We start from the raw sequence: 20002 nt of genomic DNA on the forward strand, positions 1-20002 counted from the left end.
GGCGGAAATCTACGGGCACCCGCATCCGGTCGAGCGGCTCGGACGGAGAAGGAGGTGACAGGACGCCACCAGGCGCCCCGAGACGGAAGGACTCCCCATGAAGCGACGCGTTCCCGCACTCCTCGCCGCATCGGCCCTCGCCCTCGGCGCGGTGCAGACCGCCACACCCGCGGCCGGTGCCCGGGCCACCGGCGAGGACAGCCTCGCCGCCCTGCTCACCTCCGACGGCAACACCTTCGACAAGAACAAGTCCGACTTCGACATCGTCACCGAGGCCGCGCTCGCGGTGGTGGCCGCCAAGCCCGACAGCCCGGTCGCGCTCCTCGCCGACGGCTCGCAGCGGCTGACGGTCTTCGCGCCGACCGACCAGGCCTTCCGCCTGCTCGCCGAGGACCTCACCGGCAGGACCATCGCGAGCGAGAGGAAGATCTTCCGGGCGCTCGTGGAGCTGGCCGGCGTCGACACCATCGAGACGGTGCTGCTCTACCACGTCGTGCCGGGCAGGGCCCTGACGAGCCCGAAGGTGCTGAAGTCGGACGGGGCGAGGCTCACCACTGCGCAGGGCGGCAGGATCAAGGTCGACGTCCGCAGGAAGCCGTCCCTCAGCATCACGCTCAAGGACCGGGACAAGAACGACCGTGACCCGTCGGTCGTGCTGAAGGCGCTCGACCTGAACAAGGGCAACAAGCAGGTGGCCCACGGGATCGACCGGGTGCTGCGCCCGATCGACCTCTGAGGAGCCGGGAGCCGACGGGTGGGGCGACGATGACCGCCGTCTCGTTCCCCGCCCGATCGGCTCGCCGGTACGGTGTGGTCGTGGTCAGCGAGGCCAGCGGGGCCGACGAGCCCGAGGACGTGCAGTCCGTCGCCGCGCGCCTCGTGGCAGGTGACGAGTCCGCCCTCGAGGCGGTCTACGACCGGTGGTCGGCCCTCGTCCACACCTTCGCGCTACGCGCCCTGCAGGACCCCCACGACGCCGAGGACGTGACCCAGCAGGTGTTCGTGGCTGCCTGGCGGAGCCATCGCACGCTGACGCCGAGCCCGTCGGCCCTGCCCGCCTGGCTCCTCGGGATCGCGCGGCACAAGGTCGCCGACGCCCGTGCCGCCCGCGCCCGCGACGCCGACCGGGTCGCGGCGGCCGCGGCGCGGCCCGAGGTCCGCCTCGTCGCCTCCGGCGAGGCGGCGGACGCGGTCCTCGCCGACAGGCTCGTGGTCCGGCAGGCTGTCCAGGACCTGCCCGACCCGCGCCGGACCATCCTGTTCCTCGCCTTCTGGGAGGAGCGCAGCCACGCCGAGATCGCCGCGTGCACCGGCCTGCCGCTCGGCACAGTCAAGAGCCACGTTCGGCGCGGTCTCGTCCAGATCCACCACCAGCTCGAGGGGGTGCGGGCCCATGTCGCACGTTGACATCGAGGAGCTCGCCGCGCTCGCGCTCGAGCACGACGACGCCCCCGAGACGGTGCGGCGGCACGTCGCTGACTGCGCGGAGTGCGCCGCCCTGGTGGCGGCGCTCGCGGAGGTACGCGGCCTCGCCGGCGCGACCGACCTGATCGCGCCGCCGCCAGGCGTCCGCGGCCGGGTGCTGGCGCACCTGCGCTCCGACGACGACGGCAACGACCGCGGGGCCCGCCGCGAGGACGACGGCGACGGGGACGGCCCCTCGGCGCCCGTGACGCCGTTGCCGAAGGAGCCCGTGCCGGGTCCGCCGCCGGCTGCTCGCCGGCCCGACCGTCGTGCCGGTCGCGTGCCGGTATGGGCAGCGGGCCTGGCCGCCGCTGTCGCGCTGGTCGCGGGCCTCGGGCTGGGCCGCCTGAGCGTCGCAGACCCGGAGCCGCGGGAGGAGTCGGCGACGGTGGTCGCTGCCGCCGACCTCACCGCGCTCGACAGTGACGACTTGCGTGGCGAGGCGCGCGCCGTACGCTCCGAGGGCACCCTCACGCTCCGGGTGGAGGCACGCGCCCTCGGCGACGAGGACGGCTTCCGCGAGGTGTGGCTCATCAACGTCGACGGCACGCGCATGGTCGCGCTCGGCGTCCTGGCCTCGGGCGACGAGGGCGAGTTCCAGGTGCCGCGGGGCCTCATCGACGACGGCTACCGCATCGTCGACATCTCCGTCGAGCCCGAGGACGGCGACCCGAGGCACTCGGGCGTGAGCCTGGCCCGCGGCGAGCTCACCTGACCCTCCCTCGGGACGGGGCGCTCTCGACAACGGCCGGCGCGAGGGCTAGGAACGAGGGATGAGGTGGAGGTACGGCATCCTCGGCGGCACGGCGGCGGCAGCCGCCGCCACGGCGGCCCACGACCTGGTGCAGCGCAAGCACGCGATCCTGCGCAACTACCCCGTCGTCGGGCACGCCCGCTTCTGGGTCGAGAGGGTCGGCCCGGAGCTGCGGCAGTACATCGTCACCAGCAACGACGAGGAGCGGCCGTTCAGTCGTGACCAGAGGCGCTGGATCTACGCCAGCTCCAAGCTGGAGAACAACTACTTCGGCTTCGGCACCGACAACGACGTGGAGCGCGTCGAGGGCTACCCGATCATCAAGCACCGCACCTTCACCGGTCCGGGCGCCGCGACGATGCCGCACGCGCAGGAGGAGATCGTGCTGCCGTGCGCCAAGGTGATGGGCGCGTCGCGGGGGCGTGCGCACGCCTTCCGCCCCACCTCAGTGGTCAACATCTCCGGGATGAGCTTCGGCTCGCTGTCCGGCAAGGCGATCGAGGCGCTGAACAAGGGTGCGGCGATGGCCGGGTGCTTCCAGAACACCGGGGAGGGGGCGCTGTCCCCGCACCACCGCCACGGCGGCGACATCGTCTTCCAGATCGGCACCTCCTACTTCGGCTGCCGCGACGAGCACGGCCGCTTCGACATGGCCCGGCTGGTCGACGTCGTGCAGTCCGCGCCGGTGCGCGCGATCGAGATCAAGCTCAGCCAGGGTGCGAAGCCGGGCCTCGGGGGCATGCTGCCGGGGGAGAAGGTGAGCCGGGAGATCGCCGAGATCCGGGGCATCCCCGAGGGCAAGGACTGCGCCTCGCCGAGCCGCCACACGGTCTTCCACGACATCGACTCGATGCTCGACTTCGTGGAGTCGGTCGCCCAGGCGACCGGGCTGCCGGTCGGCATCAAGTCCGCCGTGGGCAACCCGACCATGTGGGACGAGCTCGTGGAGGCGATGCGATCGGGCACCCGCGGCGTCGACTTCGTCAACATCGACGGCGGGGAGGGCGGCACCGGTGCGGCGCCGATGATCTTCGCCGACTCCGTCGCCTACCCGTTCCGGATCGGGTTCAGCGAGGTCTACCGGCGCTTCGCGGCCGCCGGGCTCAGCGACGACGTCGTCTTCATCGGGGCCGGGAAGCTGGGGATCCCCGAGAACGCCGTCGTCGCCTTCGCGCTGGGTGCCGACATGGTCAGCGTGGGCCGTGAGGCGATGCTGTCCATCGGCTGCATCCAGGCGCAGAAGTGCCACACGGACCACTGCCCGGTCGGTGTCGCGACCCAGAACCCGCGCTACACCCGGGGCCTCGACGTGAGCCTCAAGAGCGTGCGCGCGGCGAACTACATCCGCTCGCTGCGGCGCGACCTGCTCAAGGTCTCGGAGGCGATCGGCGTCGTGCACCCCGGCCTCATCGCCCCGCGCGACGTGGACATCGTCGACGGCACCCGCTCGGCGGTCGGCCTCGCCGAGATCTACGGCTACGACCCCTCCTGGCCGCGGCTGGGCCCCGACTTGGTGCGGGAGATCGAGGCCTTGATGACCGCCCAGGACGAGACCGAGCCGTCGCAGCGCACCCCGGCCTGAGGTCGCCCAGGACCGGCCTGAGCGGCGTACGCGTCAGACTGCAGGGGTCGTGCGCACCGTCTTGTCGTGGTGGTCGGGCAGCGTCTCGAGCTCGGTGAGGAAGTCGCGCGCCCACTTCGCGACGTCGTTCTGCACGACCGTCTTGCGCATCGCCCGCATCCGGCGCCCGGTCTCCTTCGCGCCGGCGGCGTACGCCTCGAGGAGGGTCGCCTTCATGCCGTCGATGTCGTAGGGGTTCACCAGCCACGCCTGGCGCAGCTCCTGCGCCGCGCCGGCGAACTCCGAGAGCACCAGGGCCCCGTGGTTGTCGAAGCGGCAGGCGACGTACTCCTTGGCGACGAGGTTCATGCCGTCGCGGAACGGCGTGACCACCATGATGTCGGCCGCCCGGTAGAACGCCGCCATCTCCTCGCGCGGGAAGGAGCTGTGCAGGTAGTGGATGGCCGGACGCCCGATCAGGCCGTGGTCGCCGTTGATGCGTCCGACGAGCCGCTCGATGTCGTCGCGCAGGATCCGGTACTGCTCCACGCGCTCGCGCGAGGGCGTCGCGACCTGCACGAAGACGACGTCCTCGACGTCGAGGTGGCCGTCGCGGACCAGCTCGCCGAAGGCGCGCAGGCGGGAGTAGATGCCCTTGGTGTAGTCGAGCCGGTCCACGCCTAGGAAGATCACCTTGGGGTCGCCGAGGGCCTCCCGGATCTCGGCGGCACGCGCGGTCACCGCCTCGGACCGCGCGAGCTCCTCGAAGCCTGCCGTGTCGATGGAGATCGGGAACGCGGTGGCCTTCACCGGCCGGCCGTCGGGGAGGTAGATCGTGTCGCGGTGGGTCTTGTGGCCGACCCGGCTGCGCACGAGGCGCACGAAGTTCGCCGCGGCACCCGGCAGCTGGAAGCCGATCAGGTCGGCGCCGAGCAGCCCCTCCAGGATCTGGCGCCGCCACGGCAGCTGGGAGAACAGCTCGGCCGGCGGGAACGGGATGTGCAGGTAGAAGCCGATGCGGAGGTCGGGACGCTGCGCCCGCAGCATCTGCGGCACGAGCTGCAGCTGGTAGTCCTGCACCCAGACCGTCGCGCCCTCGGCCGCCACCTCGGCTGCCCGGTCGGCGAAGCGCCGGTTGACCGCGACGTAGGCGTCCCACCACTCCCGGTGGAACTCCGGCTTGGCGACGACGTCGTGGTAGAGCGGCCAGAGCGTGCCGTTGGAGAAGCCCTCGTAGAACTCCTCGACCTCCTGCGCGGTCAACGCCACCGGGATCAGGGAGAGCCCGTTCTCGACGAACGGCTCGAACTCGTCGTCGTCGGCCGAGCCCGGCCAGCCGATCCAGGCCCCGTCGTTCGCGCGCAGGACCGGCTCGAGCGCGGTGACCAGGCCGCCGGGGGACGGGCGCCAGGAGACCGAGCCGTCCGGCTGGTGCACGCGGTCCACGGGCAGCCGGTTGGCCACGATGACGAGGTCTGCCTGCGGTGGTCGGGTCACGTCCGCCACCCTAACGATCCTGTCCGAGCCGCGAGTCACCCCGCGGTGCGTCGCGTCCGTGCCGCCCGAGGGCCCCGCTCGGTGTGTCCAGACGACTCGCCGGAGACGAATGACATCGTTGTCGTTCGTCGCCTAGACTGGCGGCGGTCCCCCCGGTCACGGGTGGACCTGGGGTCGAGAAGGAGACGCAATGGACGCCGCGAAGCACGTCGCCGCCGAGCAGGAGCCCGCTGCAGGGCTCAGCCAGCGCGATCGCGAGATCCTCGAGTTCGAGCGGCACTGGTGGAAGTACGCCGGCGCCAAGGAACAGGCGGTCCGCGAGAAGTTCGACATGTCCTCGACCCGCTACTACCAGGTGCTCAACGCCCTCATCGACCGCCCCGAGGCGCTCGAGGCCGACCCCCTGCTCGTCCGTCGCCTCCGCCGGCTCCGCGCCTCCCGCCAGAGGCAGCGCTCCGCCCGCCGCCTCGGCTTCGAGATCTGACCCGAGCGAGACCCGCCCACTCACGATTGGTCACCTTCCCCATGACCTCCTTCCCCAGTCCTGACCCTCGCCCGCGCCGCCGTCCCCGTGACGAGCAGGGCGTGGCCTTCCCGTCCCCGCTCGTCATGCTGTCGGTGCTCGCCGTCGCGATGGCGTCGATCACGTTCGTGGCCACCCGCGAGCAGGCCCCGACCGAGCGTCGCGTCGACACCGCGACGATCGCCAGCGCCGACCAGACGCCCAGCGGGGAGGCCGAGCCGTCGCCGGCGACGACGACGCCCCCGAAGCCGAAGCCGAAGCCGCAGGTCGAGCGGGGCGAGGTCTACGTCGAGGTCTACAACAACTCGGGCATCCAGGGCCTCGCCGCCGCCACCGCGGCCAAGGCCACCGGTGTCGGCTGGGCCGTGGTGGGCGACGACAACTGGACGGGCCTGATCCCGACGAGCACGGTCTACTTCCCGCCCCGGCTCGAGGCCGCCGGCAAGCAGCTCGCCCTCGACCTCGGCATCAAGCGCACCGCGCCGGCCGTCGGGGTGATGAAGCGCGACCGGCTCACCGTCATCCTCACCGCCGACGCCCCGCGGTAGCCGAGGGCCCGAGGCGGTTCGGCGTCCCCCCGCGCGGCGTGGTTGGCTGAGCCCCATGGAGTTCACCTCCGACGACGCGCGGGCTCACTACGACGCCCTGCGCGAGGTCCTCGCCGGTGCGGTCGTCGGGCTCGACTTCGACGGCACGCTGTCCCCGGTCGTCGACGACCCCGAGGCCGCGCGCCTGCACCCCGGTGCCCCGGGCGCGCTCCTCGAGCTCGCGGAGGCGGTCCGCGCCGTCGCGGTGATCACGGGCCGACCGGCACGCCAGGCGATCGCCATGGGAGACCTCGACGCGCTCGGCAACGCGATGCTCGATCGCGGCGCCGAGCTCTTCGTCTTCGGCCAGTACGGCAACGAGCGCTGGTCGGCGACCGAGCAGCGGATCCGCTCGCCCCGGCCGCCCGCGGGGCTGGCCAGCTTCGAGCGCGAGCTGCCGTCGGTGCTGCGCGGTGCTGGCGCCGCTGAGGCCCACGTCGAGGAGAAAGGCCTCGCGGTCGCGGTGCACACCCGGCGCATGGACGACCCCGCCGGGGCCTTCGACCGGCTGGTCGAGCCGCTCACCGCCCTCGCCGAGCGCCACCACCTCACGATCGAGCCGGGGCGCAACGTGATCGAGGTGCGCTCCGGCGACATGCACAAGGGCGCGGCCCTGCGGACCTTCGTCGCCGAGCAGGAGGCCTCCGGCGTGGTCTTCGGCGGTGACGACCTCGGTGACATCGCGGCCTTCGAGGCGGTCCGGGAGCTGCGTGCCGACGGCCTGCCCGGACTCGTCGTCTGCTCCGCCTCGCACGAGCAGCCCGACCTGGTGCGGCTCGCCGACGTCGTCGTCGACGGTCCGGCCGGGATGGTCGAGCTGCTCGGCCGGCTTCCCGCGCCCCTCGCCGGCCGCTGACCGCCGCGGGCCGCGCAGCCGTCCCCCCAGGCGTCCCTCGGGTCGCCCACGCAGCGGACGCGGCCCGATCACATCGTGGACTCGGTGTGCGCATCGTGAGACGCCCCGCCTAGGCTGGGCGTGCTCATCACGAGGGACTGAGGGAACGGCCCGTCGAAGTCCCGGCAACCACCCGTGAGCCTCCTGTCCGGACACCTCCGGCAGTCACGGGAGCAGGTGCCAAATCCGACCCACGCGAGAGTCGCGGGGACAGATGAGAAGGAGGACTTCATGAGCACCCTGCTGGACGACACCACGACCGCCACGGCGTCGAAGGGGCTGCGCGAGGGCGCCTTCGGGCACGCCCGCGCACTCGCCTGTCGGGAGTGCGGGCACGAGGTCGCCCTCGGCCCGTCGTACGCCTGTCCGGAGTGCTTCGGGCCGCTGGAGGTGGCCTACGACTTCCCGTCGGTGACCCGCGAGGAGATCGCGGCGGGTCCCGCGAACATCTGGCGCTACAAGGCGCTGCTCCCCGTCCCGACCGACATCGAGCAGAGCCCCAACACCGAGCCGGGCTTCACCCGCCTGCTCGAGGCGCGCAACCTCGGCCGCGAGCTCGGCATCGACCGGCTCTGGGTCAAGGACGACTCGACCAACCCGACCAACTCGTTCAAGGACCGCGTGGTCGCGTGCGCCCTCAGCGCCGCCCGGGAGCTCGGCGCGAAGGTCTTCGCGTGCCCCTCGACCGGCAACCTGGCCAACGCGGTCGCCGCCGCCGGCGCCCGCGCCGGGATGCGGACCGTCGTCTTCATCCCGAGCAACCTCGAGAAGCCCAAGCAGGTCAACTCGGCCGTGTACACCGACCGCCTCGTCGCGGTCGAGGGCAACTACGACGACGTCAACAAGCTCGCCTCGGAGATCGCCGGCGAGGAGGAGGGGTGGGCGTTCGTCAACGTCAACGTCCGGCCCTTCTACGCCGAGGGCTCGAAGACCCTCGGCTACGAGATCGCCGAGCAGCTCGGCTGGCGGTTGCCCGACCAGATCGTCATCCCCGTGGCGTCCGGCTCGCAGCTCACCAAGGTCGACAAGGCCTTCCAGGAGCTGATCCGGCTGGGCCTGGTCGAGGACAAGCCCTACCGGGTCTTCGGCGCCCAGGCGACCGGCTGCTCGCCGGTCTCCGTGGCCTACAAGGCCGGCACCGACGCGATCCGGCCCGTCAAGCCCGACACCATCGCCAAGAGCCTGGCGATCGGCAACCCCGCCGACGGCATCTACGTCCTCGACATCTGCCGCCGCTCCGGTGGTGCCGTCGAGGACATCACCGACGACGAGGTGCGCGAGGGGATCCTGCTCCTGGCCCGCACCGAGGGCATCTTCACCGAGACCGCCGGGGGCACCACCGTGGGCGTGCTGAAGAAGCTCGTCGAGACCGGCCAGCTCGACACGTCCCTCGAGACCGTCGTGATCAACACCGGCATGGGCCTGAAGACCCTGGACGCGGTCGCCGACCGGGTCGGTCCCGCCGCCACCATCGCCCCTAGCTACGACGCCTTCGTCGCGTCCGGCGTCCTGTGAAGGAGGAACCCAGCATGAGCGTGTCCGTCCGGATCCCCACCATCCTGCGCACCTACACCGGCGGCCAGTCCGAGGTCAGCGCCGAGGGCGACACCCTCGCCGCCGTGCTCGACGACCTCGACGCCAGCTACGCCGGCATCAAGGGGCGGATCCTCGACGAGGCGGGCCAGCTGCGCCGGTTCGTCAACGTCTACGTCGGCAACGACGACGTGCGGTTCCTCGAGGACCTCGCGACCCCGACGCCCGACGGCGTGCAGGTCTCGGTCATCCCGGCAGTCGCCGGCGGCTGACCCCCCGGCGGCCGGGGGAGCGCGTACGTCGACCACGGCGGCGTTGCCGCGACCGGCGCCGAGCTGGCCGACGCGCGGGGGCGCGTCGTGTGCACCCGTGCCCAGGTGTGACGCCCCGTTGGGTCGGCGGACACCGCGGGTTGCGCGCACGTTCAACGACGTGTGGTTCACAGGCGGGGTGGGAAGCAAGCACCTGACCAGGGCCGGCCTCGCGCTGGCCGTCCTCGGCGGCCTCGCGGGCGGGACGACGTACGGTGCCCGCGAGCTGCTGCACCGTCAGGCTGCGCAGGCGCGACGGGCCATCGGCAAGCCCCTCGGCGAGGTCGCCCCCTCCGCGGACAAGCACTACAAGAAGAAGTACGGGGCGCCGGTGGACCTGCTCGTCCTCGGCGACTCGATCGCCGCGGGGCTGGGCGCCGAGCGGGCCAAGCAGACGCTGGGCAGTCGCCTGGCCCGCGGCATCGCCGAGCACGCGGGTCGCTCGGTGCGGCTGCGCACGGCGGCGGTGGTCGGCTCGGAGAGCAGCATGCTCGCCGCCCAGCTCGCCTCGCTGCCCGGGACGTACCGCCCGGACGTGGCCGTCATCGTCGTCGGCGGCAACGACGTCACCCACCGGGTGCCGGTCGCGGAGTCCGTGCGCCACCTCGCGGACGCCGTCGACCGGTTGCGCGCCCTCGGGGCCGAGGTCGTCGTGGGCACCTGCCCCGACCTGGGCGCGCTGCGGCCGGTGCCGCAGCCCCTGCGCGCGCTCGGGTCGCGGGCCTCGCGCCAGCTCGCGGACGCACAGCGCGGCGTCGCCCTCGAGCACGGCGCGCGGGTCGTCTCCCTCGCGCACGTCGTCGGTCCGTTCTTCATCACGAATCCCGAGGAGATGTTCAGCCTCGACCGGTTCCACCCGAGCGCCCACGGCTACAAGCGCACCGCCAAGGCGATGCTGCCGTCGGTGCTCGCAGCGCTCGGCGTGGTCGAGGCGGTGCCGTTCGGGCACCACGCACCGGGGGTGGGTGGGTCAGGCTAGGGTTCGCGGGTGCGCACCACCGCTCGACGAGCCGGCCAGGCCCTGAAGAAGGCAGCCCAGAGGGCCGGCCGCATCCAGGCATCGCCCGTGCCCGAGGCGCCCGAGCCGGTCGTCGACGCGAAGGCGGAGCGCCGCCGCCGGCTGCTGGCCAGCAACCTCACCGAGCTCGCGATCGAGTTCGGCACCGACAAGTGGGGCGTCCACAGGTACACGCCGCACTACGAGCGGCACCTGCAGCACCTCCGCACGGAGTCGTTCACGCTGCTCGAGCTCGGCATCGGCGGCTACCAGAAGCGCCGCAGGAGCGGCGCCTCGATGAAGATGTGGCGCTGGTTCTTCCCCAAGGCCCGCATCGTCGGCCTCGACATCGAGGACAAGTCGTGGCTCACACGGGGGCGCATCCACGCCTACCTCGGTGACCAGACCGACCCCGAGATCCTCCAGCGGATCATCGACGAGCAGGGGGCGCCGATGGTCGTCATCGACGACGGCAGCCACATCCCGGCGCACGTCCGCGAGTCCTTCCGGATCCTGTTCCCGCTGCTGCCCGACGGCGCGATCTACTGCATCGAGGACACCCAGACCTCCTACTGGCCGGCGTGGGGTGGTCAGCTCGACCCCCGCGCGCCCGGCACGTCGATGGACCTCGTCAAGGACCTCATCGACGGCCTCAACCACGAGGAGTTCCTCATCGAGGGCTACGAGCCCACCTACACCGACCAGTGGGTGCGGTCGGTGCACTGCTACCACAACCTCGTGATCATCGAGAAGGGTGACAACCGCGAGGGCACCAACCGCGACCACTCCGCTCACGAGTTCCACGGGTCCTCCGCGGTCCCCGCCCAGCAGACGTCCGAGCAGCCCTCCGAGCAGCCCGGGGCATGAGCGTCCTGCTCGCCACCAGCGGCGACCTGCCGCAGGGGGAGCCGGGCGCGGCGGCCCTCGACGCGGAGCTGCGCGCCCGCGGCATCGAGCACGCCTGGGCGCGCTGGGACGACCCGGCCGTCGACTGGGCTGCGGCCGACCTGGTCGCCGTGCGGTCGACCTGGGACTACGTGGCGCGCCACACCGAGTTCCTCGGCTGGACCGCCTCCCTCGACCAGTCCCGCCTGCTCAACGGCCACGACGTGTTCGCGTGGAACCACGACAAGCGCTACCTCACCGAGCTCGGCGACCTGCCCGCCGTCCCGACGCTGCTCGCCGACGACCGCGCCGCGCTCGCCGACGCCGTACGCCGCTTCGGCAGCGCGGTCGTCAAGCCGCGCGTGGGCGCCGGCGGTGCGGGGCTCCTCGTCGTCAGCGACGCCGACGACCCGCGCCTCGGCGTCCCGGCTCGCAGCCATCCCGGTCACCCGGAGGTCGGCGGCCCGTGGGTGGTCCAGCCCCTTGTGGAGTCCGTCCGGACCCGGGGCGAGACCTCCGTCCACGTGCTCGGCGGTGAGGTGACCCAGCGCTTCGACAAGCTGCCGGGAGCGGGCGACGTCCGCGTCAACGAGGAGTTCGGCGGCACCGTGCGCGCAGTGCCGACCGGCGACGTCGCCGACCTCGTCCTGCGCGCCCACGGCGCCATGGCCGAGCGGTTCGGCCGGCCGATCGACTACCTCCGGGTCGACCTCCTGCACTGGGAGGGCGACTGGGTCGTCAGCGAGCTCGAGCTCATCGAGCCCGGCCTCTACCTCAACGTCTCCACGGCCAACGCCGCCCCGTTCGCCGACCTGGTGGCCGCGCGGAGCTCCTACCGGTCCTCGCGGCCGCGGCCCCCGGCCTGACGTTTGCACTCTCGGGGGTCGAGTGCTAAACATGAGGTTGGCACTCTCGACGAGAGAGTGACAGCGACCCAGGTGACGCTGAGGTCCGCGAAGCCGGTGTGAATGGATCGCCGGGGGAGCGGATCGTCCGTCGCGGGCAGCCCGCCCGGCGTCGTACCCACAGAACTCACGTCGACAAGGAATCGCGCAAGTCATGCCGAAGCTGATTGCTTTCAACGAGGAGGCCCGCCGCGGCCTCGAGCGGGGTATGAACACCCTCGCCGACGCGGTCAAGGTCACCCTGGGCCCCAAGGGCCGCAACGTCGTGCTGGAGAAGAAGTGGGGCGCCCCCACGATCACCAACGACGGTGTCTCGATCGCCAAGGAGATCGAGCTGGAGGACCCCTACGAGAAGATCGGCGCCGAGCTGGTCAAGGAGGTCGCCAAGAAGACCGACGACGTCGCCGGTGACGGCACGACGACGGCGACCGTCCTGGCCCAGGCCATGGTCCGCGAGGGCCTGCGCAACGTCGCGGCCGGCGCGAACCCGATGGGCCTCAAGCGAGGCATCGAGGCCGCCGTCGCCGCCGTGTCCGAGCAGCTGCTCAGCATGGCGAAGGACGTCGAGACCAAGGAGCAGATCGCCTCCACCGCGTCGATCTCCGCGGCCGACACCACCGTCGGCGAGATCATCGCCGAGGCCATGGACAAGGTCGGCAAGGAAGGCGTCATCACCGTCGAGGAGTCCAACACCTTCGGGCTGGACCTCGAGCTGACCGAGGGCATGCGGTTCGACAAGGGCTACATCTCCGCCTACTTCGCCACCGACCTCGAGCGCATGGAGGCCGTGCTGGAGGACCCCTACGTCCTCATCGCGAACTCCAAGGTGTCGACGGTCAAGGACCTGCTGCCGCTGCTCGAGAAGGTCATGCAGTCCGGCAAGCCGCTGCTGATCATCGCCGAGGACGTCGACGGCGAGGCGCTGTCGACCCTGGTCGTCAACAAGATCAAGGGCACCTTCCGCTCCGTCGCCGTCAAGGCGCCGGGCTTCGGTGACCGCCGCAAGGCCATGCTGCAGGACATCGCCATCCTCACCGGCGGCCAGGTCATCTCCGAGGAGGTCGGCCTCAAGCTCGAGTCCGCCGGCCTCGAGCTGCTCGGCCAGGCCCGCAAGGTCGTCATCACCAAGGACGAGACCACCATCGTCGAGGGTGCCGGCGACCAGGCCCAGATCGAGGGCCGGGTCAACCAGATCCGCGCCGAGATCGAGAAGTCGGACTCCGACTACGACCGCGAGAAGCTGCAGGAGCGCCTCGCCAAGCTCGCCGGCGGCGTCGCCGTGATCAAGGTCGGCGCGGCCACCGAGGTCGAGCTGAAGGAGCGCAAGCACCGCATCGAGGACGCCGTCCGCAACGCCAAGGCCGCAGTCGAGGAGGGCATCGTCGCCGGCGGCGGCGTGGCGCTCGTCCAGGCCGGTGCCGAGGCGTTCTCCAAGCTGGAGCTGACCGGCGACGAGGCCACCGGTGCCAACATCGTCAAGGTCGCCATCGAGGCCCCGCTCAAGCAGATCGCGGTCAACGCCGGTCTCGAGGGCGGCGTCATCTCCGAGAAGGTCCGCAACCTGGAGGCCGGTCACGGTCTCAACGCGGCCACCGGCGACTACGTCGACATGATCGCCGAGGGCATCATCGACCCGGCGAAGGTGACCCGCTCGGCGCTGCAGAACGCCGCGTCGATCGCCGCGCTGTTCCTCACCACCGAGGCCGTCGTGGCCGACAAGCCCGAGAAGGCGCCGGCCGTGCCCGGCGGCGACATGGGCGGCATGGGCGGCATGGACTTCTGAGTCCGGCTCCCCCGAGCACCACGCACCACCAGCAGGGCCCCCGCTCCGGCGGGGGCCCTGCTGCGTTCCCGCGACCCCGGGGACACCGCTGGTAGGAATGAACCATGCGCCTGCCCGTGCCCGGCCCCCGCGACGTGATCTCCGCCCTCGGTCGCGGAGGTGAGCAGGTCGAGATGCTGCTCGGGGCCGTGCCGCGCGTGCTGGCCCTCATCGACCAGGCCGAGGTGCTGCTCGCCCGGGCCTCCGTCACGCTCGACCGTGTCGAGGCGGTGGCCGACGACGCGCAGAAGCAGATCGACCGCGTGGGTGCGGTGGCCGACGATGCGCAGAAGCAGATCGACCGCGTGGGTGCGGTGGCCGACGATGCGCAGAAGCAGATCGACCGCGTGGGTGCGGTGGCCGACGACGCGCAGAAGCAGATCGACCGCGTGGGTGCGGTGGCCGACGACGCGCGGATGCAGATCGATCGCGTGGGTGCGGTGGCCGACGACGCGCAGAAGCAGATCGACCGCGTGGGTGCGGTGGCCGACGACGCGCAGAAGCAGATCGACCGCGTGGGGACCGTGGCCGACGACGCGCAGAAGCAGATCGACCGCGTCGGGACCGTGGCCGACGACGCGGACGCGCTGGTCGGCCGCGCCGTGGGTCTCCTCGACGCCCTCGAGCCCCCGTTGACGACGCTGCTGCCGGTCCTCCGGACGCTCGCGGACACCACCCACCCCGACGAGGTGGCCGCGCTGGTCCGGCTCGTCGACCATCTGCCCGGGCTGACCGTCCAGGTCGAGCGCGACGTGCTCCCGGTGCTGACGACCCTCGGAACGGTCGCGCCGGACCTGCACGAGCTGCTCGACGTCAGCCGCGAGCTGAACGAGCTCCTCGGCAAGATCCCCGGCGTCGGGAGGCTCAGGCGCAAGCTCGAGGACGAGGACGACGCCTGAGGCGGAACGCCCCCGCGACGGCCGGCGTCGAAGGGGTGTGGCACGGTGACCGCACCGGCCCCGCTTCCGCAGGAGGAACCGTGAACACCAGCCGATCCCGTACCGTCGCCCGCCTCGCCGCGTCCCTCGTCGCCGTGCTGGGCCTGGCCGCCTGCGGGTCCGACGACCGGGGCGACGCCGCCCCGGCCGGGTCGAGCGCGGCCGGGTCGAGCCCGGCCACCAGCTCCGAGGCGGGCACCGGCACGCTCGCCCTGACCGTGGAGTCCTCGGCGGCCGGCAAGTGCGCGATGCCCTCCGCCGAGACGCTGGCCACGTTCGACACGGCCTTCGAGGGCACGGTGACCTCGCTGGACGACGGCAGCGCGACGCTGGCCGTCGACCACTGGTACGCCGGCGGGAAGGCCGAGACCGTCACCGTCGCGTCTCCGAGCAAGGCCCTCGAGGACCTGCTGATGGCCGTCGACCTCGAGGAGGGCAAGACCTACCTCGTCAGCGCCACCGGCGACAGGGTCACCCTGTGCGGGTTCACCGCGGAGAAGTCGCCCGAGCTCGAGGCGCTCTACGCCGAGGCCTTCCCGCGGTGACGTCGGTCGCCGGGCTGCTCCTCGCGGCAGGGTCCGGGGAGCGGTTCGGCGGTCCGAAGGCACTCGCCCGCGACGACGACGGCACGTCCTGGCTGCTCCGCTCGGTGCAGGCGCTGCGTCCCTGCGCCGAGGTCGTGGTGGTGCTCGGCGCCGAGGCGGAGCGGGCCGCGGCCCTGCTCCCGATGTCCGTGTCGCGGATCCGCGCCGACGACTGGGCCGAGGGCATGGGCGCCTCGCTGAGCGCCGGCCTCACCGCCCTGGCAGGCACGCGGCACGACGCCGCGCTGGTGTCGCTGGTGGACCTGCCCGACGTCGGCGGAGACGTCGTGGCGCGGCTCGTCGGGACCTCGCGCGGGTCGGCCGACCTCGCGCGGGCGGCGTACGACGGCATGCCGGGGCACCCGGTGCTGATCGGACGGGACCACTGGACGGGCGTCGTCGCGACCGCGACCGGCGACCGCGGTGCCCGCGACTACCTCGCGCAGCACGAGGTCGCGCTCGTCGAGTGCGGCGACCTCGCGTCGGGCGCGGACGTCGACACCCGCTGAGGCCAACGTGCAACCAACGTGGCGGGTCGTAGCCTGAGGCGCATGCCGCCAGGGATGGACTCCGCCGCCGACGTCGCCGCTCGGCTGGGAACGACCGGCTACCTCGCCGACGGCGAGCTCGCGACGGTCGTGTTCCTCGCCGCGCGGATGCAGCGGCCGCTGCTCCTGGAGGGGGAGCCAGGGACCGGGAAGACGGCCCTGGCCGAGGCGCTCGCGCAGGGACTGGACCTGCCGCTGGTCCGGCTGCAGTGCTACGAGGGCATCGACGCCAGCCAGGCGCTCTACCACTGGGACTTCCCGCGCCAGATCCTGCACCTGCGGGCGCTCGAGGCGGCCGGGCAGGTCGACTCCGACGAGGCCGAGAAGAGCCTGTACGACGAGCGGTTCCTGCTCGCGCGGCCGGTGCTCGCGGCACTGCGGCAGGCGCCGGCCGTGCTGCTGGTCGACGAGGTCGACCGCGCCGACGACGAGTTCGAGGCGTTCCTGCTGGAGGTGCTGTCGACCTGGCAGGTGACGATCCCCGAGTTCGGCACGGTCACCGCTCCCGAGCCGCCGCTGGTGGTGCTCACCTCCAACCGCACCCGCGAGCTGCACGACGCGCTCAAGCGCCGATGCCTCTACCACTGGATCGACCATCCCGGTCTCGACCGCGAGGTGGAGATCGTCCGGTCGCGGGCGCCCGAGGTCAGCGAGGCGCTGGCGCTGCAGGTCGTAGGGCTCGTCCAGCAGCTGCGCGCACGCGACGACCTGCTCAAGCCGCCCGGTGTCGCCGAGACCCTCGACTGGGCCCGCGCCCTGACCTACCTGGGCACCGCCGAGATCGACCTGGCGTCGGCCGCCGCGACCCTCGGCGCGCTGTTGAAGTACCGGGAGGACGCCGACCGGGTGCGCGTCGCGCTGGAGCGGATGCTCGCGCGATGACGCCCGACCGCGGTCCCGACGAGATCCTGCTCGGCTTCACCCGGGCGCTGCGGGCGGCCGGCGTGCCGGTGACCCAGGACCGGGCGCGCGCCTACCTCGTCGCGGTCGCGGCCGTCGGTGTCGACGACCGGCAGGCGGTCTACTGGGCGGGCCGCGCGACGCTGTGCGGGTCGCCCGACGACCTCGCCCGGCACGACCAGGTGTTCGCCGCGTGGTACGACCCGCGTGACGGCCTGCCGCGCGCGCACCCGCGCGAGGCGTCCCGCCCCGCCTCGGCCCACCTGCTGCCCGATGCCGAGGACGCCGCCGGCACCGACCCCGACGGGGACGAGGACGTCGTCCGCGCCGCCGCCTCGGCCGCGGACCTGCTGCGGCACCGGGACGTGGCGACGCTCGACGCCGCGGAGCGGCGACGCCTTGCCGCGATGTTCGGCCGGTTGTCGCTGCACCCGCCCGTGCGGCGCACCGCCCGCCACCGCCGCTGGCACCGGGGCGAGCTCGACGCCCCGCGCACGCTGCGCGACTCGCTGCGTCGACTCGGAGAGCCCGGCGAGCTCGCCTGGCGCAGGCGCGGCACCCGCCCGCGCCGGGTGGTGCTGCTCGTCGACGTCAGCGGCTCCATGAGCGCGTACGCCGACGCGCTCCTGCGCTTGGCCCACCGCCTGACCCAGTCGGCGCGGACCGCCGGCGGCACCGTCGAGACGTTCACCGTGGGCACCCGGCTGACCCACGTCACCCGCGCGCTGCGCTGGCCCGACGCCGAGCGGGCCATCGTCGCCGCCGGCGAGGTCGTGCCCGACTGGTCCGGCGGGACGCGACTGGGGGAGACACTGCGGGTCTTCCTCGACCGGTGGGGTCAGCGCGGCCTGGCCCGCGGTGCCGTCGTCGTGGTGTTCAGCGACGGTTGGGAGCGCGGCGACGCCGGGCTGCTCGGCGAGCAGATGGCCCGCCTGCAACGGATTGCGCACCGGGTGGTCTGGGTGAACCCGCACCGCGGCAAGGCCGGCTACGAGCCGCTGCAGGGCGGGGTCGTCGCCGCGCTGCCGCACTGCGACGACTTCCTCGCAGGACACTCGCTGGCGACGTTCGCGGACCTGACCGGGGTGATCGCCCGTGCGTGACGTGCTGCCCGAGCTGATGGCGTGGTGGGAGGCCGGCGAGACCGTCGGCGTCGGCACCGTCGTCGCCACCTTCCGGTCCGCGCCCCGGCCGCCCGGCGCGTCGATGCTCGTCGGCCCCGACGACACGGCGGTCGGCTCGGTGTCGGGCGGCTGCGTGGAGGGGGCGGTCTACGACCTGGCGCAGAGCGTGGTCGCGTCCGGGGAGCCGGTGCTCGAGCGCTACGGCGTCTCCGACGACGACGCCTTCGCGGTCGGACTGACGTGCGGCGGGATCCTCGACGTGTTCGTGGAGCAGGTCTCCCGCGAGACGTTCCCCGAGCTGGCCGGCGTCGCGGCCGACGTCGGTGCCGGCAGGCCGGTCGCCCTCGCCACCGTCATCGCGCACCCGGACCCGACCCGCGTCGGCCGCCGGATGGTGGTGCGCCCCGACGCCGCCGCGGAGGGCAGCCTGGGCTCCGGCCGCGCCGACGCGGCGGTGCACGACGACGCGCTCGGCCTGCTCGCCGCCGGCACCAACGCGACGCTGACCTACGGTCCCGAGGGCGAGCGCCGTGGCGAGGGGATGCGGGTCTTCGTGTGGGGGTTCGCGCCCAAGCCGCGGATGCTCGTGTTCGGCGCCATCGACTTCGCCGCCGCGGTGGCGAAGGTCGGCTCCTTCCTCGGCTACCACGTGACCGTGTGCGACGCGCGGCCGGTCTTCGCGACGACCTCGCGGTTCCCGGGCGCCGACGAGGTCGTCGTCGACTGGCCGCACCGCTACCTGCAGGCCGAGCTCGCGGCAGGGCGCATCGACCGCCGGACCGTCCTGGCCGTGCTGACGCACGACCCCAAGTTCGACGTACCGCTGCTCGAGGTGGCCCTGCGGCTGGACGAGGACGTGCGACCCGGCTACATCGGCGCCATGGGTTCCCGGCGCACGCACGAGGAGCGGACGGCCCGGCTCGTCGAGGCCGGCCTGACCGAGGCCGAGCTGGCCCTGCTCTCCTCGCCGATCGGGCTCGACCTCGGCGCCCGGACGCCCGAGGAGACCGCCGTCTCGATCGCCGCCGAGGTCGTGGCCCGCCGGTGGGGCGGCTCGGGCGAGCGGCTCACGACCACGCAGGGCCGCATCCACCACGACGACTGACCGGCCGGCGGCGCCCTCCGACGACGAATTTGCCGGTGGGAGTCGTCCGCCTATGGTCGTGCGGGTGCTTTTTCTTGCTGCCCTGTCCCGGAACGTCGCCCGATCGACCGCCCTCGCCGTCGCGACCCTGCTGCTGCTCGTCGGTGTGACGCCCGGCGCCTCGGCAGCGCAGGCCCGTGAGGAGGCACGATCCCAGGCCGCGAGCGCCGGGCCCGCCCACCGCTTCGACGTGGCGACGCTCAACCTGCGCAAGGGGATGCGGGTCGCCGGCATGCGCCACGACATCAGCCAGGTGATCGGCGGCGGCGCTTCGGTCATCGGCTTCCAGGAGCGCCTGTTCAGCCGTCCCGCACTGCGCGCGTCCCTCCCGAAGTCGTGGACCCTGCTGATGCCGAAGGGCCCGACCGGCACGGACGACAACCCGATCGCCTTCGACAAGGACGTCTGGGAGCTCGAGAAGACCTGGTCGGCCCTCCTCACCGGCAGGACCTGGCGGCGCCAGACCGGCCGGATCGCCCACGACCAGTACGGCGTGGTGGCCGTGCTCAGGCACCGTGCGAGCGGTCACGTCATCCGGGCCGTGAGCTTCCACCTGCCCAACCACCTGCACGACCGCCGCACGGGCGGGCCCCGCTACGCCAACCGCGGCGGGGTGCAGGCCATGTGGCGGATGGCCAGCCGGGTGCGCTCCATCGCCCAGGACACGCGCAAGGGGCACCAGTTCGTCGCGATGTGCGACTGCAACGTGACCGAGAACCGGGACACCACCGACCACCTCGTGAAGGGGCGGATCACCAGGCCGTTGCGCCTGGAGACCAACTACAGCGGCCGCAAGGGTGGATCGGGGATCGACTACGTGATGGCGGAGCGCGACTCGGCCTTCCGCATCCGCTCCTACCGGTCCTACCGCCACCTGGTGACCGACCACCCCGGCATCGTCGCCACCTTCAAGCGCAAGCGCTGACCGCGGGCGGGCGACGCCTCCCGCACGCTGGGCCGAGCGGGCTGGGGGCCCGGTGGCCGGCGATCCACGCATCATCGCGACAGGTCCGGACTCTCGTCACCTGCG

At 72.8% G+C, this 20002-nt stretch carries 21 protein-coding genes and 1 riboswitch; of the genes, 20 read left to right on the top strand and 1 reads right to left on the bottom strand.

Going from position 1 to position 20002, the window contains the following annotated elements:
• Positions 1 to 97: 97 nt before the first annotated feature.
• The 4 genes from J3P32_RS11360 to J3P32_RS11375 all read left to right on the top strand — a co-directional run bounded on the left by J3P32_RS11360 (position 98) and on the right by J3P32_RS11375 (position 3800).
• Positions 98 to 736 carry a fasciclin domain-containing protein gene (locus J3P32_RS11360; RefSeq protein WP_210439858.1) on the top strand — a complete coding sequence of 213 codons (639 nt, stop codon included), beginning with the start codon at positions 98 to 100 and terminating at the stop codon, positions 734 to 736.
• 80 nt (positions 737 to 816) lie between these two features.
• On the top strand, positions 817 to 1407 hold the full coding sequence (locus J3P32_RS11365) for an RNA polymerase sigma factor (RefSeq protein WP_210439859.1): 591 nt from the start codon (positions 817 to 819) through the stop codon (positions 1405 to 1407).
• Positions 1394 to 2179 (top strand): anti-sigma factor, encoded by a 786-nt coding sequence (locus J3P32_RS11370; protein WP_210439860.1) that lies wholly within the window; start codon positions 1394 to 1396, stop codon positions 2177 to 2179. Before J3P32_RS11365 ends, J3P32_RS11370 begins: the two co-directional genes overlap by 14 nt.
• Positions 2180 to 2237: 58 nt before the next feature.
• Complete coding sequence (locus tag J3P32_RS11375) at positions 2238 to 3800, top strand: FMN-binding glutamate synthase family protein (protein WP_210439861.1); 1563 nt, start codon at positions 2238 to 2240, stop codon at positions 3798 to 3800.
• Positions 3801 to 3833: 33 nt separating this feature from the next.
• Here J3P32_RS11375 and J3P32_RS11380 read toward each other — a convergent pair whose 3' ends face one another.
• A complete protein-coding gene (locus J3P32_RS11380) occupies positions 3834 to 5276 on the bottom strand; it encodes an alpha,alpha-trehalose-phosphate synthase (UDP-forming) (protein WP_210439862.1) in 1443 nt (480 codons plus the stop codon).
• Positions 5277 to 5466: 190 nt separating this feature from the next.
• On the opposite strand from J3P32_RS11380, the gene J3P32_RS11385 reads away from it, so the two are divergent.
• From J3P32_RS11385 to J3P32_RS11460, 16 genes are all read left to right on the top strand, one after another.
• On the top strand, positions 5467 to 5760 hold the full coding sequence (locus J3P32_RS11385) for a DUF3263 domain-containing protein (RefSeq protein WP_210439863.1): 294 nt from the start codon (positions 5467 to 5469) through the stop codon (positions 5758 to 5760).
• Positions 5761 to 5861: 101 nt separating this feature from the next.
• Positions 5862 to 6347, top strand: coding sequence for a LytR C-terminal domain-containing protein (locus J3P32_RS11390; RefSeq protein WP_307807949.1), 486 nt, complete (start codon positions 5862 to 5864; stop codon positions 6345 to 6347).
• A 55-nt stretch (positions 6348 to 6402) separates the two neighbouring features.
• On the top strand, positions 6403 to 7242 hold the full coding sequence (gene otsB / locus J3P32_RS11395; RefSeq protein ID WP_210439865.1) for a trehalose-phosphatase: 840 nt from the start codon (positions 6403 to 6405) through the stop codon (positions 7240 to 7242).
• 121 nt (positions 7243 to 7363) lie between these two features.
• Positions 7364 to 7502, top strand: a riboswitch (SAM riboswitch).
• 10 nt (positions 7503 to 7512) lie between these two features.
• Entirely contained in the window at positions 7513 to 8796 is a 1284-nt protein-coding gene (thrC, locus tag J3P32_RS11400) for a threonine synthase (protein ID WP_210439866.1), read from the top strand.
• Positions 8797 to 8810: 14 nt separating this feature from the next.
• Positions 8811 to 9086 carry a MoaD/ThiS family protein gene (locus J3P32_RS11405; protein WP_210439867.1) on the top strand — a complete coding sequence of 92 codons (276 nt, stop codon included), beginning with the start codon at positions 8811 to 8813 and terminating at the stop codon, positions 9084 to 9086.
• A gap of 178 nt (positions 9087 to 9264) precedes the next feature.
• Complete coding sequence (locus tag J3P32_RS11410) at positions 9265 to 10104, top strand: SGNH/GDSL hydrolase family protein (RefSeq protein WP_210439868.1); 840 nt, start codon at positions 9265 to 9267, stop codon at positions 10102 to 10104.
• Between the two features lie 9 nt (positions 10105 to 10113).
• Positions 10114 to 10989, top strand: a complete 876-nt coding sequence (locus J3P32_RS11415) for a hypothetical protein (RefSeq protein ID WP_210439869.1) — start codon at positions 10114 to 10116, stop codon at positions 10987 to 10989.
• The gene (locus J3P32_RS11420; protein WP_210439870.1) at positions 10986 to 11873 is read left to right on the top strand and encodes an ATP-grasp domain-containing protein; all 888 of its coding nucleotides are present in this window, start codon (positions 10986 to 10988) and stop codon (positions 11871 to 11873) included. The genes J3P32_RS11415 and J3P32_RS11420 overlap by 4 nt, the downstream gene beginning before the upstream one ends.
• A 193-nt stretch (positions 11874 to 12066) precedes the next feature.
• Positions 12067 to 13695 (top strand): chaperonin GroEL, encoded by a 1629-nt coding sequence (groL, locus tag J3P32_RS11425; protein WP_210439871.1) that lies wholly within the window; start codon positions 12067 to 12069, stop codon positions 13693 to 13695.
• Between the two features lie 104 nt (positions 13696 to 13799).
• Complete coding sequence (locus tag J3P32_RS11430) at positions 13800 to 14633, top strand: methyl-accepting chemotaxis domain-containing protein (RefSeq protein WP_210439872.1); 834 nt, start codon at positions 13800 to 13802, stop codon at positions 14631 to 14633.
• A gap of 80 nt (positions 14634 to 14713) precedes the next feature.
• Complete coding sequence (locus J3P32_RS11435) at positions 14714 to 15217, top strand: hypothetical protein (protein ID WP_210439873.1); 504 nt, start codon at positions 14714 to 14716, stop codon at positions 15215 to 15217.
• Positions 15214 to 15765 (top strand): nucleotidyltransferase family protein, encoded by a 552-nt coding sequence (locus J3P32_RS11440; RefSeq protein ID WP_210439874.1) that lies wholly within the window; start codon positions 15214 to 15216, stop codon positions 15763 to 15765. Before J3P32_RS11435 ends, J3P32_RS11440 begins: the two co-directional genes overlap by 4 nt.
• 42 nt (positions 15766 to 15807) lie before the next feature.
• On the top strand, positions 15808 to 16686 hold the full coding sequence (locus tag J3P32_RS11445; RefSeq protein WP_246850074.1) for an AAA family ATPase: 879 nt from the start codon (positions 15808 to 15810) through the stop codon (positions 16684 to 16686).
• Entirely contained in the window at positions 16683 to 17807 is a 1125-nt protein-coding gene (locus J3P32_RS11450) for a vWA domain-containing protein (RefSeq protein ID WP_210439875.1), read from the top strand. The genes J3P32_RS11445 and J3P32_RS11450 overlap by 4 nt, the downstream gene beginning before the upstream one ends.
• Entirely contained in the window at positions 17800 to 18933 is a 1134-nt protein-coding gene (locus J3P32_RS11455; protein ID WP_210439876.1) for an XdhC family protein, read from the top strand. Before J3P32_RS11450 ends, J3P32_RS11455 begins: the two co-directional genes overlap by 8 nt.
• A gap of 64 nt (positions 18934 to 18997) precedes the next feature.
• Positions 18998 to 19897 (top strand): exonuclease/endonuclease/phosphatase family protein, encoded by a 900-nt coding sequence (locus tag J3P32_RS11460; RefSeq protein ID WP_210439877.1) that lies wholly within the window; start codon positions 18998 to 19000, stop codon positions 19895 to 19897.
• Positions 19898 to 20002 lie beyond the last annotated feature (105 nt).

Source organism: Nocardioides xinjiangensis, from assembly GCF_017916385.1.
Classification (GTDB): domain Bacteria; phylum Actinomycetota; class Actinomycetes; order Propionibacteriales; family Nocardioidaceae; genus Nocardioides; species Nocardioides xinjiangensis.